Annotated in this window: 26 protein-coding genes and 1 pseudogene; 14 read left to right on the top strand and 13 right to left on the bottom strand. The window is 68.4% G+C overall.

Features of this window, described 5'->3' with window-relative positions; genetic code table 11:
* Positions 1-26: 26 nt before the first annotated feature.
* On the bottom strand, positions 27-431 hold the full coding sequence (locus NRB56_RS14280) for a hypothetical protein (protein ID WP_153342324.1): 405 nt from the start codon (positions 429-431) through the stop codon (positions 27-29).
* A 53-nt stretch (positions 432-484) separates the two neighbouring features.
* Complete coding sequence (locus tag NRB56_RS14275) at positions 485-988, bottom strand: winged helix-turn-helix transcriptional regulator (RefSeq protein WP_153342322.1); 504 nt, start codon at positions 986-988, stop codon at positions 485-487.
* Positions 989-1,075: 87 nt separating this feature from the next.
* Between NRB56_RS14275 and NRB56_RS14270 the strand changes: the two genes are divergently transcribed.
* Positions 1,076-1,576, top strand: coding sequence for a Tautomerase enzyme (locus tag NRB56_RS14270; RefSeq protein ID WP_153342320.1), 501 nt, complete (start codon positions 1,076-1,078; stop codon positions 1,574-1,576).
* A gap of 632 nt (positions 1,577-2,208) precedes the next feature.
* Here NRB56_RS14270 and NRB56_RS14265 read toward each other — a convergent pair.
* Both NRB56_RS14265 and NRB56_RS14260 read right to left on the bottom strand, forming a co-directional pair.
* Entirely contained in the window at positions 2,209-3,444 is a 1,236-nt protein-coding gene (locus tag NRB56_RS14265) for an FAD-dependent oxidoreductase (RefSeq protein WP_319942997.1), read from the bottom strand.
* Positions 3,445-3,509: 65 nt separating this feature from the next.
* Entirely contained in the window at positions 3,510-3,809 is a 300-nt protein-coding gene (locus NRB56_RS14260; RefSeq protein WP_153342316.1) for a putative quinol monooxygenase, read from the bottom strand.
* A gap of 141 nt (positions 3,810-3,950) precedes the next feature.
* Here NRB56_RS14260 and NRB56_RS14255 point away from each other — a divergent pair, with 141 nt between their 5' ends.
* Both NRB56_RS14255 and NRB56_RS14250 read left to right on the top strand, forming a co-directional pair.
* Positions 3,951-4,619 (top strand): TetR/AcrR family transcriptional regulator, encoded by a 669-nt coding sequence (locus NRB56_RS14255; RefSeq protein WP_319942996.1) that lies wholly within the window; start codon positions 3,951-3,953, stop codon positions 4,617-4,619.
* A gap of 136 nt (positions 4,620-4,755) precedes the next feature.
* Positions 4,756-5,010, top strand: coding sequence for a hypothetical protein (locus NRB56_RS14250; protein WP_153342314.1), 255 nt, complete (start codon positions 4,756-4,758; stop codon positions 5,008-5,010).
* Between the two features lie 985 nt (positions 5,011-5,995).
* Here NRB56_RS14250 and NRB56_RS40135 read toward each other — a convergent pair.
* From NRB56_RS40135 to NRB56_RS14215, 6 genes and pseudogenes are all read right to left on the bottom strand, one after another.
* Positions 5,996-6,210: pseudogene (locus NRB56_RS40135) on the bottom strand (CoA-transferase); the annotation flags it as partial.
* Positions 6,211-6,236: 26 nt separating this feature from the next.
* Positions 6,237-7,412 (bottom strand): alpha/beta hydrolase family protein, encoded by a 1,176-nt coding sequence (locus NRB56_RS14235; RefSeq protein WP_153342312.1) that lies wholly within the window; start codon positions 7,410-7,412, stop codon positions 6,237-6,239.
* 14 nt (positions 7,413-7,426) lie between these two features.
* Complete coding sequence (locus NRB56_RS14230) at positions 7,427-8,173, bottom strand: SDR family NAD(P)-dependent oxidoreductase (protein WP_153342310.1); 747 nt, start codon at positions 8,171-8,173, stop codon at positions 7,427-7,429.
* Complete coding sequence (locus NRB56_RS14225) at positions 8,170-9,153, bottom strand: fumarylacetoacetate hydrolase family protein (protein ID WP_153342308.1); 984 nt, start codon at positions 9,151-9,153, stop codon at positions 8,170-8,172. Before NRB56_RS14225 ends, NRB56_RS14230 begins: the two co-directional genes overlap by 4 nt.
* Complete coding sequence (locus NRB56_RS14220) at positions 9,153-10,091, bottom strand: VOC family protein (protein ID WP_319942995.1); 939 nt, start codon at positions 10,089-10,091, stop codon at positions 9,153-9,155. The genes NRB56_RS14225 and NRB56_RS14220 overlap by 1 nt, the downstream gene beginning before the upstream one ends.
* Positions 10,092-10,136: 45 nt before the next feature.
* Positions 10,137-11,267 carry an FAD-dependent monooxygenase gene (locus NRB56_RS14215; protein ID WP_319942994.1) on the bottom strand — a complete coding sequence of 377 codons (1,131 nt, stop codon included), beginning with the start codon at positions 11,265-11,267 and terminating at the stop codon, positions 10,137-10,139.
* Positions 11,268-11,402: 135 nt separating this feature from the next.
* Here NRB56_RS14215 and NRB56_RS14210 point away from each other — a divergent pair, with 135 nt between their 5' ends.
* Positions 11,403-12,335 carry a LysR family transcriptional regulator gene (locus NRB56_RS14210; RefSeq protein WP_153342306.1) on the top strand — a complete coding sequence of 311 codons (933 nt, stop codon included), beginning with the start codon at positions 11,403-11,405 and terminating at the stop codon, positions 12,333-12,335.
* Between the two features lie 90 nt (positions 12,336-12,425).
* Here NRB56_RS14210 and NRB56_RS14205 read toward each other — a convergent pair whose 3' ends face one another.
* Positions 12,426-13,205, bottom strand: a complete 780-nt coding sequence (locus NRB56_RS14205; RefSeq protein WP_319942993.1) for an IclR family transcriptional regulator domain-containing protein — start codon at positions 13,203-13,205, stop codon at positions 12,426-12,428.
* A gap of 171 nt (positions 13,206-13,376) precedes the next feature.
* Here NRB56_RS14205 and catA point away from each other — a divergent pair, with 171 nt between their 5' ends.
* The 9 genes from catA (at position 13,377) to NRB56_RS40130 (ending at position 24,361) form a co-directional block, all read left to right on the top strand.
* On the top strand, positions 13,377-14,219 hold the full coding sequence (gene catA, locus NRB56_RS14200; RefSeq protein ID WP_153342302.1) for a catechol 1,2-dioxygenase: 843 nt from the start codon (positions 13,377-13,379) through the stop codon (positions 14,217-14,219).
* A gap of 21 nt (positions 14,220-14,240) precedes the next feature.
* Complete coding sequence (locus NRB56_RS14195) at positions 14,241-15,362, top strand: muconate/chloromuconate family cycloisomerase (RefSeq protein WP_319942992.1); 1,122 nt, start codon at positions 14,241-14,243, stop codon at positions 15,360-15,362.
* 14 nt (positions 15,363-15,376) lie between these two features.
* Entirely contained in the window at positions 15,377-15,691 is a 315-nt protein-coding gene (catC, locus tag NRB56_RS14190) for a muconolactone Delta-isomerase (protein ID WP_153342300.1), read from the top strand.
* Positions 15,692-15,812: 121 nt separating this feature from the next.
* Positions 15,813-16,067, top strand: coding sequence for a hypothetical protein (locus NRB56_RS38955; protein WP_264767023.1), 255 nt, complete (start codon positions 15,813-15,815; stop codon positions 16,065-16,067).
* Positions 16,064-16,840 (top strand): 3-oxoadipate enol-lactonase, encoded by a 777-nt coding sequence (gene pcaD, locus NRB56_RS14180; protein ID WP_153342298.1) that lies wholly within the window; start codon positions 16,064-16,066, stop codon positions 16,838-16,840. Before NRB56_RS38955 ends, pcaD begins: the two co-directional genes overlap by 4 nt.
* 125 nt (positions 16,841-16,965) lie before the next feature.
* Positions 16,966-18,330, top strand: a complete 1,365-nt coding sequence (benA, locus tag NRB56_RS14175) for a benzoate 1,2-dioxygenase large subunit (RefSeq protein WP_153342296.1) — start codon at positions 16,966-16,968, stop codon at positions 18,328-18,330.
* 2 nt (positions 18,331-18,332) lie between these two features.
* Entirely contained in the window at positions 18,333-18,854 is a 522-nt protein-coding gene (gene benB, locus NRB56_RS14170) for a benzoate 1,2-dioxygenase small subunit (RefSeq protein ID WP_153342294.1), read from the top strand.
* A 33-nt stretch (positions 18,855-18,887) separates the two neighbouring features.
* Entirely contained in the window at positions 18,888-21,545 is a 2,658-nt protein-coding gene (gene benC, locus NRB56_RS14165; RefSeq protein ID WP_153342292.1) for a benzoate 1,2-dioxygenase electron transfer component BenC, read from the top strand.
* A 71-nt stretch (positions 21,546-21,616) separates the two neighbouring features.
* On the top strand, positions 21,617-24,361 hold the full coding sequence (locus tag NRB56_RS40130; protein WP_319942991.1) for a LuxR C-terminal-related transcriptional regulator: 2,745 nt from the start codon (positions 21,617-21,619) through the stop codon (positions 24,359-24,361).
* Positions 24,362-24,931: 570 nt separating this feature from the next.
* Here NRB56_RS40130 and NRB56_RS14155 read toward each other — a convergent pair.
* Positions 24,932-25,891, bottom strand: a complete 960-nt coding sequence (locus tag NRB56_RS14155; RefSeq protein ID WP_153342288.1) for a GlxA family transcriptional regulator — start codon at positions 25,889-25,891, stop codon at positions 24,932-24,934.
* Positions 25,892-25,984: 93 nt separating this feature from the next.
* Between NRB56_RS14155 and NRB56_RS14150 the strand changes: the two genes are divergently transcribed.
* Positions 25,985-26,440, top strand: coding sequence for a tautomerase family protein (locus NRB56_RS14150; protein WP_153342286.1), 456 nt, complete (start codon positions 25,985-25,987; stop codon positions 26,438-26,440).
* Between the two features lie 149 nt (positions 26,441-26,589).
* On the opposite strand, the gene NRB56_RS38945 is transcribed toward NRB56_RS14150, so the two are convergent.
* Positions 26,590-26,844, bottom strand: coding sequence for an NlpC/P60 family protein (locus tag NRB56_RS38945; protein ID WP_153342284.1), 255 nt, complete (start codon positions 26,842-26,844; stop codon positions 26,590-26,592).
* Between the last annotated feature and the right edge of the window lie 155 nt (positions 26,845-26,999).

The raw sequence follows: 26,999 nt of genomic DNA, 5'->3' as shown, positions 1-26,999 counted from the left end.
CACTCAGCGGCATCTTCGGCTGACCATCACAGCCACGTCGGCGGCGGCGAGCCCCGCCCCGCCGGCGGCCGTATTGGGGTGTAGGCCGAGCAGTTCGGCGAGGACCGGGGCGGGCATGCCGGCGGCGAGGTGGAACAATGCGGCCTGGCGGGCATGTCGGTCGATCCTCCCGGTGTGCGCAGGTAGGTGCACAGCAGCGTCAGGCACGTCGACCGATCCTGCTGCGAATCGTCGGCGATGCGAGCCGGCGCGGTGACACCGCCGATCCGGATCGCTGCCGTCTGGTGCCCCGGCTGCTCGACCGCTTTCGGGTACCGCTCGGTGAAACTGCCTGTCCTGCTCGCGGACAGCGTCAGCCTCCGTGGTGCGCTGGGATCGGGTTGGTGCAGTAACAGATACGCGGCCAGCGCGGCACCGAAGCCGAGCAGCATCGCGATATGGGCGGCGGCGAACGGCGCCGGTCGTCGTGGAGGTGCGAATGGGATCACACACCGTCCGCCGACGACGGCAGGAGGTGGGCGGCCGGGCCGGGGGTACGGCGGAGCTCGGTGGGTGTCAGGTCCCGGTGTCCTGCCCCGCATTCCAGTGACAGGTGAACCCGCGCACCGCAACTCGCGCCGGTTCCCTCGGGATGATGGCGCACGATGACGGACGGTCCCTCGGGATCGGCGAGATAGGTGTCGCCCCACTGGAGCAGGGCCACGAGTACCGGTCGGAGGTCTTGGCCGCGGGGTGTCAGGCGGTATTCGTGGCGCAGGCGGGCGCCCAGTACGCGATAGGGGATCCGTTCCATGATGCCGGCCTGCACGAGGGTGTCCAGCCGGGTCGTGAGCAGGTTTCGCGCGATGCCGAGACGTTGCCGGAAGTCGTCGAAGCGGGCCGCCCCGTCGAGAGCCTCCCGGACGATCAGCAGGGTCCAGCGCTCGCCGATCACGGCCAGGGCGCGCCCGACCGAGCAGTTCGAGGGATCGATACGTTCCACGGCCATCGCCTCAGCATAGCAGCTGAGTTGACGATCGAAACTCAGCAGGATACGGTCTCCTGGATTTAATTATTGAATCCAGGAGGCTGGGTCATGCCGATGCTCGATGTCCACCTGCCAGAAGGGGCGATCACCGCAGGCGCGGAGGCCGCGCTCGTCGAACGTCTCACCGAGATCCTCATTCGCGCCGAGGGTTTCGACCCCGCCGATCCGGTCACACGCGCCGCCTCGTGGGTGTTTGTGCACCGCCCCGCCGCGGTGTACGTGGGCGGGCCGCGCGCCGACGCACCGCGCTACAAGGTGGTGGCCACCGTCCCGGAGGGCCAGTTGCCCGCGGCGGCGCGCGCCGAGGTCGTGGCCGAGGTGACGGCGGCAGTGCTCGATGCCGAGGCGGGCGCCTGGCCGCGCGACCCTGGCCGGGTGTGGGTGTTCCCGACCGAGATTCCGGACGGCTCCTGGGGCGGCCACGGGGGCATCCGCCCCCTCGCGGTCATCCTGGAACGCCTCACCGGCTCCGATAGGCGACAAGCGGAGGCACTCGCGTCCCGCCGTATCGCCGCCTCCCGGACCGAACGTACCCGCATGCCCTCGTAGGCGAACACGGGAAGCGAACATCTGCGGCCGAAGGCGCACTCCCTCTATAAAGTTCACCCTTCCGAATCCGAGCTCCTCAACGATCTGACGAACCATCCGACGACGACTGCAATGACGAGAAAGCCGGGGCAGCCCCTCGCCCGCAAGACCCGCAACGGACCGGAATCCGCAGCACGACGCGGCCGCAGAGGCGGGCGACCCCGCGTCGTCAACGACGACAAGCGGGATCCTGTGGCCCGGCACACCGAAGGCCGATCGCTACGCGAAATCGCTCGCGGGGTCGGCATCAGTTTCGCCGTGGTCCACGACGAGGTGAACGCCACCACCAGGGGCGACGGCGGGATCGTTTCATGGGCGAATCCCGACTCGGCCGGATCACTCACTCACGAACCATCGCCGCGCCGCCCTTCCAGGATGTGGGCATGGGGATCATCAGCAGCACCCACTCCTTGGCCGAAACGACAGTTACGCTCGGCGGGCCGGGTAACACCTCCCCACCGGTTCTGCGATAACCGATTTATTGGGCAACTGGTTGGATTGTTCCGCGGCTCTGAATGTTCGCTGCCCTTACCATGTTCGCTTCGGTGCGGTGCTCCTTGCTGACAAGGAGCACCGCACCGAAGCGGATTGCGTTACTGCCGGCCGAGGGCTCGAACGAAAGCAGCTTCGGCTTCGTCGATCTTGTCCAACTGGCTGATGATTTCGCCCGGCGAGGACTCGCCAACCACTTTCTGCAGCAGTGGAGTGTGATCCAGGACGAGATCCCGGACGATCTGTACCGGCTTCGGTGTGTGGTGGAACAACTGCCCCAGGAAGTATGCCTGCTGGGATTGACGCGCAGTATGCGGCTTGCGTGGCGTCTCATATTCGGTGAGCGCTCGAGTGACCGCGGACAGGCTGGACAGATCCAGTCCGGCCAGACGGCGGCCGAGGAAGTATCCGTCCTCTGTTGCCATCCCGGCACCATACGCGGCATACGGTGACGTGGAGTGCGCCGCGTCACCGACCAGCGTGACACGGCCTTTCGACCACTGCCGCAACGGCTTCCGGTCACGCAGTACCCAGTGCTGCACGTGGTCCGCCGAGGTGGCCGCCACCAGTTGCGGCAGCGGTGCGGCGAACGGCGCCGCCATCTGCGTCGCGGTGGCGTACAGATCTCCGGTGAATTCCTTCTTCCCGTCGTGGGCGCCCAGTACCCACCATTGGAATCCGTTGCGTCCCTTGCTGCGAATGGCAGTCCAACTGCCTTGCACATCGCGGCTGTGAGACAGGATGCACAAGCCCCGCTCAGCCTCGATATCTTCGAAGGTATAACCGCCGAAGATATGCAGATTGTGCTCCCGCTTCGGGGAATCGCCCCACAACGTCCGGCGTATCATGGAGTCGATTCCATCGGCTCCCACCAGCACATCGACGTCGAGGTGGTCGCCGTCGGCCATGTGCAATCGGACGCCGTCCGCGTCCTGCTCGAAGCTTTCGACTCGCCGGTCGACCTGCAGCACATTGGGCGGGAGCGCCGCGAGCAGCCGCTCGTAGAGATCCGGACGCAGCAGTCCGATGAACCCGCCGCCGTACGCGTCCAGCACATGCTGCGGCAGGTTCACCGCTACACGCCGCCGTCCGCTTGCCGAACGAAATTCGGAATAACAGGGTGCGCCGAGATCGTCGATGTCGACGCCCATCAAACCCAGCGCTTTGATCGGCGGCGGCCACAAGTTGAGGATGTTGCCGGCAGGACGGGCTCGCGGGTAGCGCTCCAACAGGACTACGTCGTGACCGGCTTGGTGCACCGACAATGCGGTGGCCATACCGGCCGGGCCCGCGCCGACGACAGCCACCCGGCCACGTTGCGCCACAGGGGAATTCACAGCACTTCTCCTCATTGAGAATCGAACGAGAAATTACAGAATTCGATGAGACGTGCCTGGGCAGGTCATCGAAGATCGACGGGCAGGGTGTCGTGGAACGTCATCTCGGGAGTTCCCTCGACCAGGGATGTGACCTGCGCAAGGAACTCGGTCGTGTGCGCATGTGCCAGATGGGAATCCAGCGCTGCTCGATCCGCCCACATCTCGACACTCACGATGGTCTCGGGATCCTCCAGATCGGCGGCGAACCGATAGAGGTGACAACCCGGATCGGAGCGAGTCGCCACAGCCATCCGGCGCGCGGCGTCCTCGACATCGCCGAGACATCCGGGACGCACGCGCGCTACCCCCACAACGATCACCACAGTTGTTTACTCCTCACGAGAACTGCCACCCACCAAAGCGTAGTATGCACTACGGTTTAGTGTGACTGAGACGATAGCATCGCGCCTTCGCCTGTCAACCCCGTTCGCGGACCTGACGCAAAGATCGAGCATGATGGCATCGTGACTCCCGCTGTTCCCGATAGCTCGCCGCTCACGGTGCGACCGCCGTTGCAACGCCGCACTCGTGAGGCGTGGAACCGTGTGCTCGACGCCGGTTTGGCGCTGCTGGAGGAGGGCGGTTATGAGGCGTTCACGATCGCGGCGGTCTGCGACCGGGCCGGCATCGCCCCGCGAGCGGTGTACGACCGGGTCGACACCAAGGACGCGTTGTTCCTGGCCGTGTACGAGCACGGCATCGCCCGAGTCCGCGCAGACCACGCGGTATTCATGGACCGGCAGCACTGGAACGAGTTCGCGGGGACGGCGCTGGCACGTGAAGCCGTCGTGCAGATGGCGGCCGTTTTCGACCGCCACGCCGCGTTCCTACGATCGGTGGTCCTGATCTCGGGTGTACACCCCGAGATCTATCGACGCGGGGCGGCCTACAGTCGTGAACTGGGGCGTCTCGTCAGTACGGTGTTGCTGACGGACCGTGAGCACATCGATCAGCCGGACCCCGACCTCGCTGTCCGCGCCGCCTTCAACACAGCGTTCTCGACGCTGGTTCTCCGGGTGGCGTACGGGCCCGAATTCGCGACTTCGATCAGCGACGATCGCCTCTTCTCGGACACTTTGGTCGCGATGGTCCAGAGATACCTGTTTCAGGAAGGCGAAGCCTCCCCGCAATGACGGCAGACCCACGTCGGTCCGGCGCTGCTCGAGGAGGGCGGTTACGAGTCTGCAGAGAGGCTGAGCTGCGCCTACTGCCCAGCTACCGCGACCGGCGCACCGGTCTTGGCGACGGTTTCGTCGATGGTGACTTCCGGTGCTCTACACCCAGCCCGACCTCCACGACCAGATCACACGGTTGCGCGCCCGCCATCACCGAGTACCGGCCGGAGGCCGGCCCGCCGGGCAGCGGACCGGTGAGGAATCGTGGCTGCGCCGCCTCGAGCTCGCCCACACCCGGATCAGGGAACTCACCGACGAGATCGCATCACTACGCACCCAGCTCGCCGTCGCCCACGGCCGGCAGCGAGCCGACCGCATCACCACGCCACCGGCGCCGCACACCAACTGACCCCCCGATTGCCGGGCACCCGACTCAGCAGCAGTGGGGATCCAGGACCCGGCACACCGCCGCGAGCGCGTCGCGGCGGAGCATGTTCTTGCCGTGTTGCTCCGAAGCGACCAGCTTGGCCATGTGCAACTGTGTGAGGTGATGGGGCACGGTAAGACAGAGGTATCGCCATGGACGGGCGAGGGCGGGCACCGGCTCGGGCCTGGTCGTGTCCTTGCTGGCTGGCGGCCTCGCCGCCGACCTGCCCGCCCCGGTCCTTGCCAGCCTGCTACACCTGCACGACGGCACCGCGGCCCGCTGCGCCCACCCGGGCAACCCGTACCTGGCAACGATTACCTCGTCCAACGGAAAGCCGACCTCCACAACGCCGGACCGCGATAGACAGTTGTCCGACCCAGACCACCGCAGAGGACCAGCGTCGACGTGCTATGTGGATCCCGGCACTCAGCTGGGTGACCGGGCTGTCAGCCGAAGATGGCGGTGAGGGGTCCGAACAGGCCGGTGCGCAGGACGGCTTCACCGTCGGACTTCGCCGCCGGCGGTGAGGTCCAGGATTTGAACGTCCAGTGCTGGGCGGCGGCTCCGCCCTGGGGGCGGCCGATCAGCCGGCCGTTGTCGTCGGTCCAGAAGGTCCGCTCCTACGGGAGCGTTTTGCTGTCGGTGCCGTAGATGCTGTCGTCGCTGGTGGACCAGCGGTAGGTGAGGCCGCCGCGGCGGTCGGCGCCGCATCCGTGCATCTTTATCACCACCTCTTCACCGGTTTCCGGTGGGCCGCCGCGTCTTTCGCCAGCTCTGCCCCGTACGCCGCCATGGCATCGAGCAGGACCTGGTCGTCGGTGCGTTTCCAGTCGCCGGCCTGCCGGGCGAGGTCCAGCAGCATCTCCGGCGAGTGGCTGTACTGCGTCGTGTAGCGCTCGTCCCAGCGCAGCAGGTCCAGGTCCGTGTCACCTCGGGACTGCCAGCCTTCCGGGATGAACGTGGCGACCCGGCGCAGCCGATGGGCCGCCAGCAGCGACCCCAGGCCCGCGTCGTCGACACCGCAGTTGTTCGACACTGCTTCCAGATCGGTGGCTCCCTGCTGGAGCAGCGCGCCGATCAGAACCGGCGGAATCACGCACAGCGCGAAGCCGCCGACGGCGGGGTCGATCCCTAAGCGATATCGGCAACTGCGTCGGTGGCGGAGCCGACCACCTTGTCCAAACCTTTGCCGCGCGAGCCGATTGCGTTCATCCGGCGAGGCCTTGCTTCGCGTCCAGTTCGGCGAAGGTGTCGCTGATCCAGTTCGCGATGAAGCCGGTGACGTACGGGAGATGGTCGAGACCGATGTGCTCGGTCGCGCCCTCGTCGGGGGTGAAGATCCGCAGTTCGCGTTTGGGGCTGTGGGTGGCCTGTTCGTAGGAGCGGCGGGCGTAGGCGACGGGGATCTGGCGGTCATTCTCGCCGTGGGCGATGAGGAACGGCACGGTGAGCTTCTCGACCACGCCGTCGAGGTGGATGTCGGCGGCGAAGTCGATGAAGGTGTCGACGTCGGGTTGGCCCCACACCCACAGCACGTGATCCCAATAGTGCGGCACCGGGTTCTCGCCTTCGCGGTCCAGGCGCCGCTTCTGCACCTCGCCCCAGTTGTGGTTGGCGCCCCAGGCGACACACAGCGCGAGCCGCTTCTCGAACGCCGCGGCGCGGGGCGCGTAGTAGCCGCCGAGGGACCATCCGGCCACGCCGATCCGGTCGGCGCGCACGTCGTCGCGGGCCTCGAGCCAGTCGACGCAGGCCGCGGCCCAGACCTCGGTGTCGATGCGCGCGGTCAACCCTTGCAACCGCAGGGCCTCGCCGCTGCCGGGGCAGTCGACCATGAGGGTGGAGATGCCGTGCGCGGCCAGTTCGCGGTGGACGCCCGCGCCGACCATCATCTCCTTGGTGGAGTCCAAGCCGTTCCACATGATCAGTACGGGTGCCGGTCGGCCGTCGGTGGCGGCGTTGTGGAAGTAGGCGGGCAGCGTCGTATTCTCGTAGGGGACAGCCACTTTCGTGGTCGCGGGGTCGATCAGCGCACAGGCTTTCAGCAGCAGATCGACACTGCGCTGATACTCGGCGTTCCGGCTGGGGTCCTTCGCGCTCTGCATCCGCTCGGCCTGCGCGACGTAGACCGAGGCGCGGAAGTACTCCTGGCCCGCGGTGCGCAGGTGCCCGGCCTTCTCCGATTGTGCCGCTTGGTGTTCGAGGCGGTCGGCGACCGCGCGCCAGGCGGCCATGAATTCGCCGGTGCCGACGTCGGACCCCTGGGCGGCGAGTTCGCGGATCGGGCGGCAGGCGCGGTCGACCTCGTCGATCAGGCCACCGCTGTTGAGCGCCGCGACGACGCCCAGATTCCAGACGTAGTTGCCGGGAAAGTATTCGAACATGACAGGTTCCTCACTCAATCGTCTTGTGCGGGAGAGCGGTACAGCGGCCGCAGCGCGTCCGACACCGGTTTCGCTCCACCGTGGGCGGCCGCTCCGCCGTCCACGGAGATCTCGGCGCCGGTGACATAGGACGCGCCGGGGCCGAGTAGGAAGACCACGACTGAGGCGACCTCCTCGGGCGTGCCCGCGCGGCCCAGCGGCGCGGCCGCGATCGAGGCAGCCTCGAACTCGGCGGGTGCGGATGCGGTCATCGGGGTCTGGATGAAACCCGGATGCACAGCGTTGACCCGGATGCCGCGTTCCCCCAATTCCATTGCGGCCGTGCGGATCATGCCACGCAGCGCCCATTTGCTGGTGGTGTAGGCCAAGGGGTAGTGGCCCTGTAGTGCCGCGAGGGAGCCGAGGGCGACGATCGACGCGCCGGCCGGCATCAGCGGCGTCAGCGACTGGATGGCCTGCACCGGGCCGCCCACGTTCACCGCGTAGGTGTCCGCCAGCGCCTCGGGGGTGACGTCGCCCAGGCGGGCGCGCCAGGTGACACCTGCGCAGTTGACCAGGCCGTGTACCGGCTCGCCGGACAGGTCGTCCACCAACGCCGACCACGCCCTCGGGTCGCGCACATCGTGACGTCGGACGTCGGGAGCTTCGGTACGGTCCAGCGCGACGACGCTGCCCCCGGCCTGCCGCACCGCGTCCGCGACGGCCGCGCCGATGCCGGAGGCCGCTCCGGTGACGACGACAGTGCGTCCGGTGAGGGTCATGTCGGCTCCTCTCGGTGATCCGTGTATCGGCGTCGCCGCACCGGTGTGCCGGGTGGCGCGGCGTCGGCGACACCGACTGTGCCGCTGAGTGTTCCGATGCCCTCGACGCTGAGGGCCACCTCGTCACCGGGCCGCAGCGGTGACGGATCCTGGGCGCCGTGGCGACCCCACAGCTCGGCCAGGCATCCGCCGTTGCCGAAGGTTCCGGAGCCGATCACATCGCCGGGCAGGACGAGGCTGTCGCGGGAGGCGTAGGCGATCATCGATTCGAATGTCCAGCCCGCGTTGGCCAGCACATCGCGCCCGACCTCGATGCCGTTGACCGCCGCGGTGCCGGTGAGCGCGAGAAAACCGTCGGCGTCGCGGTAGGGCTCGAGTTCGTCGGCGGTGACGATCCAGGGCCCGAGGCTGGTGGCGAAGTCCTTGCCCTTGGCGGGGCCGAGCGTCACCTGCATCTCGCGGCTCTGCAGATCCCGCGCCGACCAGTCGTTCATGATGGTGTAGCCGAAAATCGCCTGCCGCGCATCGGATTCGGTCAGGGAGCTGCCCGCGCGTCCGACCACCACGGCGACCTCCAGTTCGAAGTCGCGCACCGCGCACCCGGCGGGGAAGCGGACCTCCTCGCCGGGGCCGAGGATCGCGTGCGGGTTGGTGAAGTAGAACGTCGGCGCGTCGAACCACGCGTCGGGCACGCCGTGCTGCCCGGAGACGCTGCGCCGCACGCCCTCGACATGTTCCTCGAACGCCACGCAGTCGCGCACCGACGCCGGGCGCAGCGGCGCGAGCAGCCGCACCCGCGACAGCGGGCGCCCGTCGCCTTCGGCGCGCGCCCGCTCGCCCAGCCGGAGCGTCTCGGCGAGCCCGGCGTCGATGAGTTCGCGCATCGTCGCTTCGGCGGGCAACGCGTACACCTGCTCGTCGTGAACGACCCCGACGCGGGTCTCCGCCGTATCGTCGGCGGTGAAGGTCGCGAGCCGCATCAGACCGGAGGGGCGACGAAGCAGCCGCGGTCGGGGTCGTTGAACGACTTCCGCGCCACGAACTCCTCCATCGGATTCGCGGTGCCCCACTGATCGGTGACCATGGGATCGGAGAAGTCGTAGAGGTGCGGATGCCAGCTGTCCTCGTCCAGCACCTCGAGTTCGGTGGTGTATTCGACGGTGTTGCCGTGCGGGTCGAGGAAATAGCTGAAGGTGTTGTTACCGGCCATGTGTCGGCCCGGGCCCCACACCTTCTCGATGCCGCCGCGCAGCAGCCGTCCGGTGCCGCGCATGTATTCGTCGATGCCGCGCATCTCGAACGAGGCGTGATGCAGGGACACGTGCGGCCCGCGGGCGATGGCGACGCTGTGATGGAACCGGTTCGTGCGCAGGAACCACATCATCTCGCCCATCCGCGGATGCATGAGCGTGTCCGACAGCGCGAACGACAGGTGCTTGCTGTAGAAGGCCACGGCCGCTTCGGGATTCGGCGAATTCATCACCACATGCGAGAGCTTGACCGGCACCGCCTCGCCTTCCTCGACCTTGCGGTGCCGCCGGACCGCGACGTCAGCGGACACCTCGATCGTGCGCCCGTCGATGTCGAAGAACCGGAATCCGTAACCGCCGCCGGGGGTTTGGAGACGCTCGGGGCGCGTCACCAGCGTGACGCCGTCGGCGAGCAGGCGTTCGGCCAGCGCGTCCACGTCCGCCGAGGTCGCCGCGCCGAAGGCGATCAGGTCGAGTCTCTTCTCCTCGGCCCTGCGCAGGCGTACCGAATACTGTTCCGGCGAACCCGCGGCGGCCAGGAACGCGAGGCCGTCCTCGGCGATCTCGGGCTCGAGACCCCACATCGTCGTATAGAACTCCAACTGCTTGTCGTAGTCGGGAACGGCCAGGTCGACGTGGCGCAGATGCGTGATCAATCGCTCAGTCACCGCACTACCTTCCTCTCGATAGAAATGGGTGAATACTGTTGCGGCTCATGCGGGTTCGGCGAGCAGCTCGGAAATGCGCGTCATCAGGCCCGGGACGTCGCCCGGCACCCCGTCGAGCAGCCACTGCCCCAGCTGGACCGACGACTCGACCACGTCCTTGGCCCGCGGCAGCCGGCGGCGGGTGAACTCGTCCCACAGTGCGTCCGACACCCGCTCGTGGGCGAGGAGCACCTCGGCCAGCACGGTCGCGTCCTCGAGGGCCTGCGCACAGCCCTGTGCCAGGGTCGGCGGGCAACTGTGGGCGGCGTCCCCGATCAGCACGACCCGGCCGCGGTTCCAGGGACCGTCGATCACGTGGGTTTCGAACGTGGCGTAGTTGATGCGCCCGGAATCGGTCATCGCGGCGCGGATCTCGTCCCACGGTCCGTGATAGGCCGCCGCGAGCTCACGCATGGTCGACAGTTGCTCGTCCGGGCTCAGCCCCGAGCGGTCGTGACCGGCTTCCACCAGATACGCGTACAGGGTGTCCTCGCTGGTAGGGCAGTAACCGGCGATGTAGGACGGGCCGCCGTAGTACAGATCGGTCCGCGTGATCGAGTCCGGGCGCGCGGCGAAGACCCGCCAGATGCCCATCCCCGTCGGGCGCGGCTCCACATCGATGCCGAGCGCGCGGCGAGTCCACGACCGGATGCCGTCGGCCCCCACCACCAGGTCGTAGCGGGCGGCGGCGCCGGTGGAGAACTCGACGTCCACCCCGTGCTCGTCGGAGGTCAGCGCGACCGGGGAGACGCCGAAGCGGATGTTCGCCCCCGCCGCCGCGGCCCGTTCGACGAGGATCCGCGCCAGCTCGGGCCGGAACATGCCCAGGTTGGCGGGCAGTTCCGGGCCGCCGGTGCGCAGTTCGGTCAGCTCGACCAGCAGGGTGCCCTCCGGGTCGGGGGCCCGCAGGCCGAGCGTGTCGTAGGCGTAACCCGCGGCCAGCACCCGATCCCACACCCCGAGCCGGTGCAGCACGCGTAACGCGTTGCCCTGCAATGTGATACCCGAGCCCAGGGCGGCGACATCGGGTTTGGCCTCGGCGACGTCGACCGAGACCCCCGCCTCGGCGAGCAGGATCGCGGTGGCCGTGCCGGCGGCTCCGGCACCGATCACCAAGACGTTCTGGACAGCAGACACAACAGACTCCAGTGGCTTTCGTGATCCGCCGCGCACAGCTGCGACGGTGTGACTGCAACCACTGTGCGGCGCAGATCACCATCAGGGAAGTGTGGATCGTTGATGCTAGCTATTTATCTGGTTTATGGTCCTGTCATGACCGGTGGTGCGCTGCGCAATCTCGACCTCAACCTGTTGACCACGCTCGACGCGCTGCTGCGCGAACGCAATGTGACCCGCGCCGCCGAACAACTCCAACTGAGCCAGCCCGCAGTATCCGCCGCCCTGCGCCGGCTGCGGCGGCACTTCCACGACGAGTTGCTGTATCGCACCGGCAACCGGTACGAGCTCACCCCGCTGGCCGAATTGCTGCGCGAACCGGCGAGCACCGCGCTGGCGGGCGTCGTCCGCGTTTTCGAAGCGGTCCCGGCCTTCGACCCGGCGACCGCGACGCGGGAATTCACCGTCCTGGTATCGGATTACGCCGCGATGGTGGCCGCCGACGAACTGGTGCAGGTCATCGGCGAGCAGGCCCCGGGCGTGCGCCTGCGCCTGCGGCAGCAGGTCGCGGCCCACGTGGATCAGGCCCCCGAGTCGCTGCGCGCCGTCGACGGCATGTTCCTGCCGCACGGTTTCTTGTCCGGTGTCCCGTCGATCGACGTGTTCACCGACGACTGGGTGCTCATCGTGTCCCGCGACAACACCGACGTCGGCGACACCGTGACACTGGAGCGGCTCGCCGAAATGCCGTGGGTCGTCACCTATCACGCGCCGACCGCCTTCACGCCCGCGGTGCGGCAGCTTCGGCTGCTCGGCATCGATCCGGATGTCCGGGTCGTGGTGGAGAGCTTCCTCCCCGTCCCGTTCATGGTCGCCGGAACTCCCCGCATCGCCCTGCTGCAACGCCGCATCGCCGACCGCCTCGCCACCGCCGCCGGAGTGCGAATCCTCCCGTGTCCCTGGGACGTGGTCCACCTGGCCGAGGCGTTCTGGTGGCACCCTACTCACCACGGCGACCCGGCCCACCAATGGCTCCGCTCGGCGCTGCGCGCGTTTCCTCGGGCGGACACGGAGGGGGCGACGAGCTGAGGGTCGGTCTCTCAGCGCCCTTGGTCGGCCGCCGCCGGGCTTTCTGAGAACTTCGCACTAGACCTAACCGCTCGGCCCGGTCCGGGCGTCTCACGAATCGGCGGGCCGGTATCCGAGTTCGGTGCTGAGCCGGTCGGCGTGGGTAAGCAGGATCGGCGCGACCTCGGCGCGTAGCCGGGCCGGGGTGGAGCGGCCCGCGGAGGTCGAGGAGGCCAGTACGCCGACCACCGCGCCGGTGGCGTCGCGGACCGGCGCGGCCAGCGATATCAGTCCGTCCTCGAGTTCGCCGAAGGTCAGCGCGTAGCCGCGTTCGCGCACGCCGGCCAGTTCGGCGCGCAGCGCGGCCGGGTCGGTGATGGTGCGCGCGGTCAGTCGATCCAGCGGGGCGGCGTCGAGCACCTCCGCGACCACCGCCTCGGGCGCCCAGGCCAGCAGCGCGCGCCCCATCGAGGTGGCGTAGGCCGGGATCCGGGTGCCGACGGCGACGTTGATGCTCATGATCCGGCGCACCGGCACCCGGGCGGCGTAGATGACCCAGCCGTTGTCCAGCACGCCGAGGGAGGCGGACTCCGCGGTGCGTTCGGCGATCCGCACCAGATGCGGCATCGCGGCCTGTACCAGGGCGTTGGCCGCGGAGTAGTGCTCGCCGAGGGTGAGGATGCGGGGGGTGAGGCTCCAGTGTCCGGTGTCGTCGGTGACGTAGCCGAGCTCGCGCAGGGTGAGCAGGATCCGCCGGACCGCGGGCCGGGAGAGTTCGGTGGCCTCGGCCAACTCGGCCAGGGTGGGGTTCGGCCGCCGCGCGTCGAAAGCGCGCAGTACCGCGAACGCCCGATCGATGCTCTGGACGAAGTCGCGTTCGTTGACGCTCACGTACCCCTCCTGGGCCGGGACTGGGCATTTGCCCGAGCTGATTCGATTGACAATCGGATGTGACGCCACGCACAGTGAATGTGTACGCAAAGCGTCGTAAATGTACGCGCAGCGTACAACCTCTTCGCGCATCGCGTGGAACTCCCCCGCCCATTTTTCAGGAGACCCGCCATGACCACCCTCGAGCAGCAGCCCACCGCCGCCGGATCCGGCGCCGCGGCCACCGCCAAGTTCGCCGCCGCCCGCGTCAGCACCGACACCCCACCGGAGCGGCTGGCCGCGATCGCAACCGATGTTCTGCAGGCACTCGGCCGGATCATCGACGACCACGGCATCACCTACCCTGAGTACCGCGTGCTCAAGCAGTGGTTGATCGACGTCGGCGAATACGGCGAGTGGCCCCTGTGGCTGGACGTCTTCGTCGAGCACAACATCGAAGAGGTCGCCTACCGCGGTCACAGCGGCACCAAGGGCAGCATCGAGGGCCCCTACTACGTCGCTGACACCCCGCGGTTGCCCGCGGTGAGCACGCTGCCGATGCGCACGGACGAGCAGGGCACACCGCTCGTTTTCGCCGGCCAGGTCCGTGACCTCGAGGGTGCCCCGCTGCCCGGCGCCACCATCGAGATCTGGCACGCCGACGCACAGGGCTACTACTCTCACTTCGCCCCGAACGTGCCCGACGGCATCCTGCGCGGCACCGTCGAGGTCGACGAGCAGGGCCGCTTCGCCATCACCACGGTGCGCCCCGCGCCCTACCAGATCCCCACCGACGGCCCCACCGGCTGGTTCATCGAGAAGGCGGGCTGGCATCCGTGGCGCCCCGCGCACCTGCACCTGATGGTGAAGGCGCCGGACAAGCGCACGATCACCACCCAGCTCTACTTCGTGGGCGGCGACTGGGTGGACGACGACGTGGCCTCCGCGGTCAAGCCCGAGCTGATCCTGCGCCCGACCGCAGACACCGACGGCGTCGAGCACGTCGACTACGACTTCGTCCTCGACCCGGCCTGATCTGATCGAAAGGCGCCTTCGGTGCACGACCTCACCATCGACTCGCTGCGCACGACCGTGTTGGACGTGCCGCTGGTCCGCCCGCACAAGTTCGCAACCACCTCCATGACCGTCCAGCCCCTGCTGCTGGTCGAGATCCGGACCGCAGGCGGCACCGTCGGCTACGGCGAGGGCGTCGTGCCCGGCGGACCGTGGTGGGGCGGCGAGTCCGTGGAGACTATGCAGGCCATCGTCGAACGGCATATCGCGCCGGTCCTGATGGGCCGCCGCGTCGACGAGATCACCGCGATCGGGCTCGACATCGAGCGGGTGGTCAGCGGAGCCCTCTTCGCCAAGGCGGGCGTCGACGTCGCGCTGCACGACGCCTGGGCCCGCGCCCTCGGGATCCCGGTGCACGTGCTGCTCGGCGGCGCCTTCCGCGACAGCGTCCAGGTCACCTGGGCGCTGGGTGCGGCGCCGGTCGAGGCGATCGTCGCCGAGGCCGAGGAGAAGCTGGAGCGCAAGCTGCACCACAGCTTCAAGCTCAAGATGGGCGCGCTGGACCCGGCCGAGGACACCGAGCGGGTGCTGGCGGTGACGCGCGCGCTGGCGGGCCGGGCGGGCGTGCGGGTCGATATCAACGCCCGCTGGGACCGGCTCACCGCGCTGCGCTACCTGCCCGTGCTCGCCGAGGGCGGGGTCGAGCTGATCGAACAGCCCACTCCCGGTGAGCAATTGGAGGTGCTGGCCGAGTTGAACGCGCTGTTGCCAGTGCCGGTGATGGCGGATGAGAGCGTGCACACCCCGCACGACGTGCTGACCGTCGCCCGGCTGCGCGCCGCCGACGTGATCGCGGTCAAGACCACCAAGTGCGGCGGGCTCGCCCGCAGCCGCGAGGTGGTCGCGGTGGCCCGTGCGGCCGGTCTGGCCTGCCATGGCGCCACCTCCATCGAGGGCCCGATCGGTACCGCCGCCGCCATCCACTTCGCCGCCAGCCAGCCGGGCATCGACTTCGGCACTGAACTGTTCGGGCCTCTGCTGTTCGCCGAGGAGTTGCTCACCGAGTCGCTGCACTACGGCGACGGCGGCGTCGCGCTGCCCACCGGGCCCGGCCTGGGCGTCGACCTCGATCCCGCCGCCGTCGCGGCATTCACCCGTACCTGAAGGAGCCGAACACCATGGCGCTCTACCACGTTCGCATGGACGTCAGCATTCCCGGTTCGCTCGATCCGGCTCGCCGCGCCGAGATCGTCGCACGCGAGAAGGTCTACAGCCAGGACCTGCAGCGGGCGGGCACCTGGCGGCACCTGTGGCGCATCGTCGGCCAGTACAGTAACATCAGCGTCTTCGACGTCGCCTCCGCCGACGAACTGCACGAGATCCTGTGGAACCTGCCGCTGTTCCCGTACATGCGCCTCGAGATCCTGCCGCTGACCAGCCATGACTCCGCCGTCGCGGACGAGACCGAGCGGCGCGTCACCGCGACCTCCTGACCCATCCACCGAAGACGAGGCCCTCGACGTGGCGATGCTGACGACCTTGGCCGACGCCGTGGCCGACCTGGTCAGTGCGGTGGCTCGACGACACCATCCACCTCGGGAGGAACGTATAACCATGATCGAAACTGACACTGCGGCAACCGATTCGACCAAGTACACCGCCGACGAGATGATGACCGCCGCCGCCGCCCGCAGGCTGCACGCGGGCTCACGGTGCTTCGTCGGCATCGGGCTGCCCTCCACCGCGGCCGAGGGCAGGGTGGTGCTGCAACCGGCACACGAGATGCGGCGCTCCGGCGCCCAACGAGGGCCGGCCGCGCTGTGCATCGGCGTCGGCCAGGGGGCGGCGATCGTGCAGGAGGGCCGATGAGCATCGCCGTGCACGCGCTGGCCGAAGGGCCGGAGGACGCCCCCGCAGTGGTGCTGAGCGGATCGCTCGGCAGCGACCTGCGCATGTGGGAGCCGCAGGCCGCAGCGCTGGTGGCCGCCGGATTCCGGGTGCTGCGCTACGACCACCGTGGCCACGGCAGATCGCCTGTGCCCGCCGGGCGATACTCGATGGCCGAGCTGGCCGGCGACCTGCTGGCACTGCTGGATCGGCACGGTATCGAGCGTGCCCACGTGGCCGGGCTGTCGCTCGGCGGCATGGTCGGAATGTGGCTCGGCGTGCACGCCCCACACCGGCTGCACACGCTCGCTCTGTGCTGCACCTCGGCCGACTTGGGCGGGCGCGGCATCTACGGCCCGCGCGCCGCCCACGTCCGAGCGAACGGCACCGCCTCGATCGCCGAGGCAGTCGTGGACCGGTGGTTCACCCCCGGCTGGCGAGACGCCCACCCGGACGCCGCCGCCGACTACGTCGCCATGGTGGCCGACACGCCGGACGAAGGCTATGCCGGGTGCTGCGAGGCCATCGAATCTTTCGACATCACAACGCAACTCGCAGCGATCTCCACACCGACCGTGGTCGTTGCCGGCACCGACGACGCCGCGACCCCGCCCACACACGCCCACCTCATCGCCGAGGCGATCGGCCACGCTCGGCTGGTCACCGTCGGCCCGGCGGCACACTTGGCCAATGTCGAGCAGCCCGAGCGGGTTTCCGCGGTGATCATCGAGCATGTGGCGGCACCGGTGCGCTGAGCCCCAATGACAAATAGACATCCGATACAGACCTAGGAAAAACGCTGGTGTGGCGTAGAACACGCCGTGTTTCTCTGGGTATCGACCGCCCCGCCCGGGCACCGCAGACGAATGCAGGAGTTCGAATGACCGAGATGCTGGATCGCCTCAGCAATACCCTGGCCTCCGCCGTGGTGGAGGACCGGCAGGCAGGGGTCTACCGCACGAATCGCCGGATCTTCACCGACGAGGAGATCTTCGAACTCGAGATGAAGCACATCTTCGAGGGCAACTGGATCTACCTCGCGCACGAGAGTCAGGTCCCGAATCCCGGCGACTATTTCACCACGTACATCGGCCGCCAGCCCATCGTGATCACCCGGGGCAAGGACGGCACGCTGAACTGCCTGATCAACGCGTGCGCCCACCGCGGCGCGATGATCTGCCGGCGCAAGACTGACAACCGCGCCACACTGACCTGCCCGTTCCATGGCTGGACCTTCCGCAACGACGGCACCCTGCTGAAGGTCAAGGATCCCGACGGCGCCGGCTACCCCAAGTCCTTCGACCGTGACGGCTCGCACAACATGACCAGGGTCGCGCGCTTCGACAGCTACCGCGGTTTCCTGTTCGGCAGTCTGAATCCCGACGTGAGCACGCTGGCCGAGCACCTCGGCGACACCACCAAGGTCATCGACATGCTCGTAGACCAGTCGCCGGACGGGCTCGAGGTGCTGCGCGGCTCCTCGACCTACACCTTCGACGGCAACTGGAAGGTGCAGGCGGAGAACGGCGCCGACGGCTACCACGTGACCGCGACGCACTGGAACTACGCGGCCACCACCTCCCGGCGCAATACCGGCGAGTCGAAGAACTCGACCAAGACCCTCGACGCCGGGCAGTGGGGCAAGTCCGGCGGCGGCTACTGGTCCTACCCGAACGGGCACCTGTGCCTGTGGACCTGGGCGGGCAATCCGCAGGACCGACCGCTGTGGGATCGGATGGAAGAGTTGAAGGAGCGCTTCGGTGACGCCAAGGGCGAGTTCATGATCAAGGGCTCGCGCAACCTGTGCCTGTACCCGAACGTCTACCTGATGGATCAGTTCTCCACCCAGATCCGGCACTTCCGCCCGATCGCGCCGGACAAGACCGAGGTGACCATCTACTGCATCGCTCCCAAGGGCGAGACCGCCCAATCACGGTCCTGGCGGATTCGGCAGTACGAGGACTTCTTCAACGCCTCCGGCATGGCCACCCCGGACGACCTCGAGGAGTTCCGCTCCTGCCAGCTCACCTTCCAGGCCGAGGCCGCCCCGTGGAACGACATGAGCCGCGGCGCCGAGCACTGGCTGACCGGCCCCGACGAGGTCGCCACCTCCCTCGGCATGGACGGCGTCATCTCGGCCGGACAGAAGAACGAGGACGAGGGGCTCTACCCCGTCCAGCACGCCTACTGGCGTGACACCCTGCTCGCCGCGGTGGCGCGCGAGCACAGCGGCGAGGAGTTCTGAGAATGACCACGACCGAGAACGTCGCCGGCGCCAAGCTGATCACCCAGAACGCGATCGTGCAGTTTCTCTACCGCGAGGCCCGCTACCTCGACGACCGCGAATTCGAAAAATGGCTCGAGTGCTACGCCGACGACGTCGTCTACTGGATGCCCGCATGGGACGACAACGACCTGCTGGTGGAGAACCCGCAAACCGACATCTCGCTGATCTACTACCCGAACAAGGGCGGGCTCGAGGACCGGGTGTTCCGGATCCGCACCGAGCGCTCCTCGGCGACCTCGATCCCGGAGCCGCGCACCAGCCACAACATCAGCAACGTCGAGGTGATCGAGCGCCGCGGCGACATCGTGGACGTGCGCTTCAACTGGCACACCATGTACTTCCGCTACAAGACGGTCGACCCGTATTACGGAACCTCCTTCTACACCATCGATTTCAGCGGTGAACAGCCACTGATCCGGCGCAAGACCGTGGTGCTGAAGAACGACTACATCCACCACGTGGTGGACGTCTACCACTTCTGATCACAACACCCACACAGCCCGGAGCAGGGAGCCATGACCGTCGACACCGAAGTCACCACGCATCGGGTGGCGCTGTCCTTCGAGGACGGCGTGACCCGGTTCATCACCTGCCGGGCCGACCAGACCGTCGCCGACGCCAGCTACCGCCAGCGCATCAACATCCCGCTGGACTGCCGCGACGGCGCCTGCGGCACCTGCAAGGCGCTGTGCGAATCCGGTGACTACGACGGCGGCACCTACATCGACGACGCCCTGGCGCCCGACGAGGCCGCGCGCGGCTACGTGCTGCCGTGCAGCATGCGGCCCCGCTCGGATCTGGTGCTGCAGATCGCCAGCACCTCCGAGATCGCCAAGACCCAGGCGAGTAGTTTCACCGCCACGGTCGTCGGCCTCAATCGGCTCTCGGCCACCACGGTCGAGCTCGCGGTCGAGATCCCCAACCGCGGAGACCTGGCCTTTCTGCCCGGGCAGTACGTCAACATCGCGGTGCCCGGTACGGAGGTCGGGCGCTCGTACTCGTTCAGCAACGCCCCGCACGAGGAGCGGTTGAGCTTTCTGATCAAGATCACGCCCGGCGGTGCGATGTCGACCTACCTCACCGACCGCGCCGAGGTCGGCGACGAGCTGACCTTCACCGGCCCCCACGGCTCGTTCTTCCTACGCGACACCGACCGTCCGGTGCTGCTGCTGGCCGGCGGCACCGGGCTCGCCCCGATCCTGTCCATGCTGCGCAAGCTGCGCGCCGACGGCAGCACCCGCACCGCGCACCTGATCTACGGGGTCAGCGCCGACGACGACCTCGTCGCGCTCGACCAGATCGAACAGGTCGCGGCCGAACTACCCGGGCTCACCTGGGACCACGTTGTCACCGACCCGGCCAGCACCGCGGAGAACAAGGGCTACGTGATGAGCCTGATCCGCTCCGAGCACCTGTACGACGGCAACGTCGCCGTCTATTTGTGCGGGCCGCCCCGGATGGTGGAATCGGTACGAACACACTTGGCCGACGCCGGAGTCGAACCCGCCGGCTTCTACTACGAGAAGTTCGCGCTCGCGGTTGCGGGCAACGACGCCCGAACCGGTAATGAAGCGAAAGTGGCTGTGGTGCAAACAATTCCGCCTGCCGAGGTGCTGCTGGAAGCGGCCGATGCCAGAGCCGTCGCCGGTCAGGTCCTGCTGCCCGCCGCCGACCTGGCACCGTGGCCCGGCCGGGCGCGAACGAGCGATCCCGGCGACACCGTGCGCCGTATCGCCGGACAGCTCATGGGCATGCCCGCTCCCGGCACCGAAGGACAGCTCATCGGCATCGACGCCGAGGCCGATCTGCTGATCACCGGCGCGCGCGCCATCGCCGGACAGAAGATGTTCCCGTCCGCCGGCGACGCCATGCAGCCGGAGCCGGCGGTCGCGCCGAGCGCCGACACCGCGCCCGACGGGTACCAGATCGGCGAGGAACACCCGGACGTGCAGTCCTCGGACGCACTCTTCGAGGCCCGCCAGGCCCTCGAACTCGGCGCCCTCGAGCTGACGCTGGGCCGGCTCACCTCCCAGCAGCTGGCCGGCTATCGGCTGCTGGCGGAGGCGACGTTGCCCTATGTCGACGGCGAGCGCTTCACCGACGCCGCCGCCTACACCGAGAGCAACGCCACCTTCCACGACTACCTGTTCGGCCTCACCGGCAACGACCACCTGCTGCAGGCATACCAGGCGCTCGGGGTGAAAGGGCGAATGGCCGAGGTGCTGCGCAACGCCACCTGGTGCCATCCGCGCTGCGCCACCGACCACGTCGAGATCGTCGAGGCATTCGAAGCCGGCGACCGCGAACGCGCCAGGCAAATGGTGACCGCACACGCGTCGCGATCCAAGCAGACCATGCGCCGGGCAATGGCCGCCACCGCCGCCGAGCACCGGCCGCGCTTCATCACCCCGGGCCGGTTCAGCGGCCAGGTGATAATCGTCACCGGCGCCGCTCAGGGTATCGGCGCCCAGGTCGCCCGGCGGGTCGCCGCCGAAGGCGGGACACTCCTGGTGGCGGACCGCTCCGAACTGGTAGGCGAGCTCGCCCGCGAACTCGACGCCGATCCGGTGATCTGCGACCTGGAGACCGGCGACGGTGCCCGCACCCTGATCGAACGCGCGATCGAGCGGCACGGCCGGGTCGACGTGCTGATCAACAACGTGGGCGGCGCGATCAACTTCAAGCCCTTCACCGAGTTCACCGACCACGAGATCCGCGCCGAGATCGACCGCTCGCTCATGACCACCCTCCTGGCCTGCCGCGCGGTGCTGCCCGGCATGGTCGAGCGACGCTCCGGCGTGATCGTTAACGTCTCCTCCGCGGCAACCCGCGGTATCCACCGCATCCCGTACTCCGCGGCCAAGGGCGGGGTCAACGCCATCACCGCCTCGCTCGCCCTGGAATATGCCGATGAGGGAATCCGGGTGGTCGCCACCGCTCCCGGCGGTACCGAAGCGCCGCCACGCCGGATCTCGCGCGGCACGCCCCAGCTGCGCGGCGACCGCGAGCGAGCCTGGTTCCAGGCCCACATCGACCAGACTCTGAACAGCTCACCGATGCACCGCTACGGCACCCTCGACGAGCAGGCCGCCGCCATCACCTTCTTGGCCTCGCCGGAGGCGTCCTACATCACCGGAACGGTGCTCCCGGTGGCCGGCGGTGATCTCGGCTGAACCATATGCGAATCGCCCCGCGTCCCAGGGACCAGCACATTTCGGGCACATCGAGACCTTATGGTGAGCAGGTGAGGTCAGGTCCCCCGCTGGTGCCGGCCCGGCGCGCCGCGCTGGACCAGCTTCTCGCCCGGACAGCACGACCGGGACGTTCCTCTGCGATCGTCGTGGTGACCGCTCCCGCCGGCGGCGGCCTGACGACCTTCATGCGCGCCGTCGCCGACCACTGCGGCATCGACCGGGACGTCCGGGCCGCCACCGTGTATCGGCTGCTCGGCCTGCCGTGGGAGACCGCGGCCGGCGACGGCCTCGCCGGAATCGTGGTGCCCGAGCCGCAATCACCGGCGAAGACCGCCGAACGGTGGCGTGCTGCCCTCGCGCAGTCCGCAGCGGACAGCTGGGACGCGGTGATTCTGCTCGAGGACGCGCACTACGTCGACTCCTTCACCCTGCAGACGCTGGTGAGCATGGGCCGGCGCCCGGATCCGCCACGCGTGCTGGTGCTGCTCGGATGGCGCGATACGGACCCCTACGATCCCGGAGCACAGCAACCCTCCGATCGATTACGCGACGTGGTTCGGGCCGCTGCCGATCACATTGTTCACCTGACCGCGATCGGCACCGCCGACGTCGGTGCGCTGGCCGACGGACGCGGGCTCGGGTTCTCACCCGCTCAGATCGACCGGCTGCTCCGGCACTCAGGCGGCCGGATCCGCAATGTCGTCGAGTTGCTGGACGAGGTATCGCCGGCGGACTGGGACGCTCCGTACTTTTCGCTGCCCGCCCCCGCTACCGCAGCCCGCGCGGTGTCCGCCCTGCTCGACGGGTTGGACAAGCCCGCGACAGACCTCGTGCACTCGGTAGCCGTGCTGGAAGCCGCCGACCGCCAGGCCCCCGTCGTCGCTGTCGAGTCCGCAGGTCGTGTCGGGCGCGTCGGCGACACCGTCCGCGCCGTGGCCGTCGCTGCCCGCGCGGGCCTGCTCATCACCCTCGACGAACACGCGACAGTGGTACGGCTGCCCGATCCAGTGGTGCGTCGCGCGGTCCTGGCCCACGCCGGTCCGGTGCGCTGCGCTGAGTTGCATACCCGCGCCGCGGAAACAACGTTGGACGCCGCGGTCGCGTTGCGGCATCGCTGGTTCGCCTCGCCGCGCCCGGACGCCGAACTGGCGAATGGACTCGACGAACTCGCAGCCGACCGAGCCCGTCAGGGCGCCTGGGCGGCCGCCGGCGACTTGCTCATGCTCGCCGCGCACGCCAGCACCGAGCACGAGAGTCGAGCAGGCCGACTGATGCGCGCCGTAGACGCGCTGGTCGGCGCCGGAGAGGTCCCGCGTGCCTCCCGCTATCTCACCGTTCTCGAATCCCTCCACGAGACTCCGCTGCGCAATGCCGTGCTCGGCTACCTCGCGGTGGTCCGCGGTCGCCCGGCCGAGGCCGAAAGCCGCCTCGCGCGGGCGTGGAAACTGGTCGATCCGTCCCGGGACGCCCCAACGGCCTCGCTGATCGCTCAGCGTTACGTGCTGCATCACCTTGTCCGTTGCCGCCCCCGTGACCTGGTGTTGTGGTCCGACCGCGCTATCGAGCTGGTCGATCCGGACACCCCGACCGCGGTCGAGGCCGCTGCCATCCGTGGCCTCGGCATCGCGCCGCTGCGCGGCATCGACGTGGCGCTCGAGGGCTACGGGGCTCTCGTCGAGCGCGTGCCGGAAGGCCCTGTGGCACAGCGCGTGACGATGGCATCCGGGTGGCTGCACTTGGCGGGCGACGACCTCGACCGGGCACGGGAGGAGTTGCAGAGTGCGGTGCCGATCGACTTTCTCGGCGGATCGGTGCGCATCTCGCTGTGGGCGCGCGCCTGGCTCGCCCGCGTGCAATTCCAGTCCGGCGACTGGCAGGAGGCGTTGCGCACCGCCACCGCCGGTGTCGAACTCGCCCAGCGCTCCGGGATGAGCCTGCTCGTCCCACTGCTGGAGTGGACCCGCACCCAGATCCACGCGCTGCGCGGTGACTGGGATGCCGCCGAACGCTGCCTCCGCTCCGGCGACGCCGGCGCCCGCGAGTACGAGATGATGCGCGTCCCCGCAGCGCTCGCTCGGGCTGCCCTTTCCGAAGCCCGTGCCGACTATCCGGCCGTCCTTCGCGCGCTGGCACCGCTCACCGAGCCCTGGGCTCGGGAATGGGTCGACAAGCCCGGCTACTGGCCCTGGGCCGACGTCTACGCCAACGCGCTCGTCGCCACCGGCCGACAGGACGACGCCGACGCGTTCCTGCGCCCGCACGAGCAGGCCGCAGCCGCCTTCGACCACGGCTCGGCCACCGCGCGGCTGGCTTACGCCCGCGGCCGCTGGCACGGACACCGCGGTGACATCGATGCCGCGCGTGCCTGCTTCGTCCGCGCCATCGCCCTGCTCGAGCCGCTGCCGCTGCGCTACGACCGCGCCCGCGTGCACTTCGCGTTCGGGCAGGCACTCCGCCGCGCCGGGCGGCGCGCCGAGGCCGACGCGGTGATCTCTACGGCCCGCGATGCGTATGTCGCACTCGGCGCGGACACCTATGTCGCTCGCTGTGACCGCGAACTCGCCGCCGGCGGAGTGAACGCTGTCCGGATGCAGCGTGGCTTCGACGACCTGACTCCGCAGGAAGAAGCGGTAGCCGCTCTCGTGGCCGTGGGGCGGAGCAACAAGGAGGTCGCTGCCGAACTGTTCCTCTCGGTCAAGACCGTTCAATACCACCTGACGCGTATTTACGCCAAGCTCGGCATCCGGTCCCGCGCCGAGCTCGCCGCCCGCCGGGCCGCAGCGAATCCGGAGTGACGGTGGGCCACCTTCGAGCGTGGTGCGGGCCGCGGCCGACCTCCGTTCCTGGTGGCTCGGTACGGTGCGGAGGGAAGACAGCGTGCGGCGCCCCGGATGCTCGGTGCGCCACAACCGCAACGATATTCGGTGGAGACCGCTGCCCGGGGTTCGGTCCGACCCGGATGAAGCATCGAGTGCGACAGGTCTTGCTTCGCCGATTGAACAACTACTTCCTGTTTCCATCACAGCACCGAAATGTGCGGTGCTTCCAGCGAATTCGGCGCCACCATCGGTGGAGCCACTCACAGTGGCGATTTCACGACCCGCCTGCCGCCACTGTGAGGTGTGGTGTTCGCGATTTTGGCATCACGTGATATGTAGTGACAGGATCAGGCTGATATCCGTCTGGAACGGCTTGTAAGAGTGGACTCGTGTCACCGAAGCACTCCGAGGCGAAGCTGTACGCGGCGATTCGCCGGGACTCGAGAGCGGGCAGGCCGGGCCGGGAACTGCAGGCCGAGTAGGACGTCGGCTACCGCACGGTCAACGCCGCGTGGGCCGACGAACAGGCGCGGAGCACTGGTGGCTTCAGTGCCGCGCACTCGGACGGGTCGCCCCCGGCGACCGGCCGGTGTGTTTCTTTACCAGCCGGTGGAGGCTGGCTGGGTCGCTGAGGCCGACGGCCGCCGCCACCTGTTCCAGCGGCAGTTGCGTGGTCCGGAGTAGGTGCAGCGCTCGCTCGAGCCTTACTCGGGCGACGAGCTGCAATGGGCTCAGCCCGGCGGCGCCCTCGGTGCGCCGGGCGAGTGTGCGTTCGCTCATCCCGCACCGGCGCGCCATCGAAGCCAGGGTATGGGTTTCTGCTGGATGTGCACGCACATAGGATTCGAGTTCAGCCACCGTCTCGTCACGGGCGGCGAGGTGTGACGGGATGAGAAAGGCTGCCTGCGAGGTGCGTTGATCGATCAGCAGGCGGCTGGCCAGCTCATCGGCCAGGGCGCCGCCGCTGTGGTGGCGCATCAGCGCGAGCATCAGGTCGATGTGCGCGAAGGAGCTGCCCGCCGTCCAGATCGGTCCGTCGTGCACCACCATCTCGTCGACGACCACCCGGGCAGCCGGCGCTGTGCGCGCCAGCTCGGTGCCCAGCCACCACGTCGTCACGCACCGGCGCTCATCGAGCACACCCGCAGCGGCGAGGAGGAAGACCGCAGTGCACGATGCCGCGATCTCGGTTCCGTTGGCGGCAGCGTCGCGAAGCCATCGGGCCGCCACGTGCGCATCGGGCCGGCTGAGCCGTTCGTCGATCTCCTGAGCATCGGCGGCGCCCAGCCCCGGCGCGATGATCAGGGCCTGCGGAGTCGCACGTGCGAGCGGGTCGGCCTGCGTGGCCAGTCCGCCACGCAGAGCCACCCGGCGCGTCGGTGACACCGGGCGCAGATCGAACTCCGTCGTCCCGAGGATGCGATTGGCTGCGGATACGACATCGACCGTCGCGCCGACCGCAGCGGCACTGGCGTCGTTCAGGATCAGCAGGTCGATACCGAGCATATGGCGAAGTATGCAAGGAACTAGTCAATCCTGCCACTGGTTTGTCGTTGTCGAACTGACAGGATGAGAGCAACCGGAAAATCAGGAGTGGACATGCCCTTACTGCGAGTGACGTTGACGCCCAGCGCTTTCGACGACGATCAGCGCACCCGACTGGCGGTGGCGCTGACCGAGGCGGCCTGCCGCGCCGAATCGGTGCCCGACGTACCGGAGGCGCGGATCAGGGCGCTGGTGCTGTTCGATGAGTTGGCGCCGGGACACTTTTATTCTGCCGCCACGTCCGTTGATGACTCGGTCGCCGGTGTATTCATCGACTGGCAGGTCAGTGCCGGCGTACTCGACGGCGCCCGCAAGGAGCGGTTCGCCAGGGAACTCCAGGATGCGGCGGTCGCCGCCGCAGGAGACGACGGCCGAATGGTTATGACGTCGTGCGTGATTCATGAAGTGTCCGAAGGACAGTGGGCGCAGAATGGCGCGATTCGGCGGCTGCCGGAGGTTGCGGCCATCGCCGCCTTCGAGCACCTTGTCACGGTCGCAACAGCCGGATGACAGACGCAACCATCCCAGCGTTGACCCTGCCAGTCGGTCAACGGCTCGCCCTCGACATTCTGGCCGCAGTCCGAGGCAATGAGGACCAGGTCGCGTCCGTTGGCATCGCGTCCGGCGTAGATGCCGACATGATGTGAGTCGGTTGCGCCTTATTCGGTGAAGAAGACGAGGTCCCCAACTGCCCGCTGCTCGAACGGGACGACGGCAGCGCGTGGATCATCCTGTTGGTTCTGGGTGTAGTGCCCGAGACAGATGCGGCCGCCGCCGGCCTGGAAGACGGCGTACATGGTCAGCCCGCTGCAATCGAACATGCCATACTCGCCACCTGACGAGGGCCCGTCGACGGTGCCACCACCCCAGGCATAGTCGGCCTTCCCGATCCATCGGGACGCCGAAGCGACCACCGCTTCGCCGAACGGTCCAGACCCACCGTGAGGTTCACCCTGTGCAGCGGACACCGATTTAGCAGGATCGTGGTCCTGCTGGAAGGATGTCTGCTATGCCTCCGTCTCGTAAGCGCCGTTCGTACACGGCCGAGTACAAGGTCGAGGCTGCTCAT

Origin of the sequence: Nocardia aurantia, from assembly GCF_009604425.1 — a bacterium.
Lineage (GTDB): Bacteria > Actinomycetota > Actinomycetes > Mycobacteriales > Mycobacteriaceae > Nocardia > Nocardia aurantia.
Note: the sequence above shows the minus strand (reverse complement) of the source record. Positions and strands in the feature narration are given on the sequence as shown.

Coding starts and splice junctions, on each gene's coding strand:
- NRB56_RS14235 (WP_153342312.1), bottom strand. CDS start 7,412: ATGTTCGAATACTTTCCCGGCAACTACGTCTGGAATCTGGGCGTCGTC.
- NRB56_RS38955 (WP_264767023.1), top strand. CDS start 15,813: ATGATCGAAACTGACACTGCGGCAACCGATTCGACCAAGTACACCGCC.
- pcaD (WP_153342298.1), top strand. CDS start 16,064: ATGAGCATCGCCGTGCACGCGCTGGCCGAAGGGCCGGAGGACGCCCCC.
- NRB56_RS14150 (WP_153342286.1), top strand. CDS start 25,985: ATGCCCTTACTGCGAGTGACGTTGACGCCCAGCGCTTTCGACGACGAT.
- benC (WP_153342292.1), top strand. CDS start 18,888: ATGACCGTCGACACCGAAGTCACCACGCATCGGGTGGCGCTGTCCTTC.
- NRB56_RS14230 (WP_153342310.1), bottom strand. CDS start 8,173: ATGACCCTCACCGGACGCACTGTCGTCGTCACCGGAGCGGCCTCCGGC.
- catA (WP_153342302.1), top strand. CDS start 13,377: ATGACCACCCTCGAGCAGCAGCCCACCGCCGCCGGATCCGGCGCCGCG.
- NRB56_RS14210 (WP_153342306.1), top strand. CDS start 11,403: ATGACCGGTGGTGCGCTGCGCAATCTCGACCTCAACCTGTTGACCACG.
- NRB56_RS14155 (WP_153342288.1), bottom strand. CDS start 25,891: ATGCTCGGTATCGACCTGCTGATCCTGAACGACGCCAGTGCCGCTGCG.
- benA (WP_153342296.1), top strand. CDS start 16,966: ATGACCGAGATGCTGGATCGCCTCAGCAATACCCTGGCCTCCGCCGTG.
- NRB56_RS14275 (WP_153342322.1), bottom strand. CDS start 988: ATGGCCGTGGAACGTATCGATCCCTCGAACTGCTCGGTCGGGCGCGCC.
- NRB56_RS14270 (WP_153342320.1), top strand. CDS start 1,076: ATGCCGATGCTCGATGTCCACCTGCCAGAAGGGGCGATCACCGCAGGC.
- NRB56_RS14225 (WP_153342308.1), bottom strand. CDS start 9,153: ATGCGGCTCGCGACCTTCACCGCCGACGATACGGCGGAGACCCGCGTC.
- benB (WP_153342294.1), top strand. CDS start 18,333: ATGACCACGACCGAGAACGTCGCCGGCGCCAAGCTGATCACCCAGAAC.
- catC (WP_153342300.1), top strand. CDS start 15,377: ATGGCGCTCTACCACGTTCGCATGGACGTCAGCATTCCCGGTTCGCTC.
- NRB56_RS14280 (WP_153342324.1), bottom strand. CDS start 431: ATGCTGCTCGGCTTCGGTGCCGCGCTGGCCGCGTATCTGTTACTGCAC.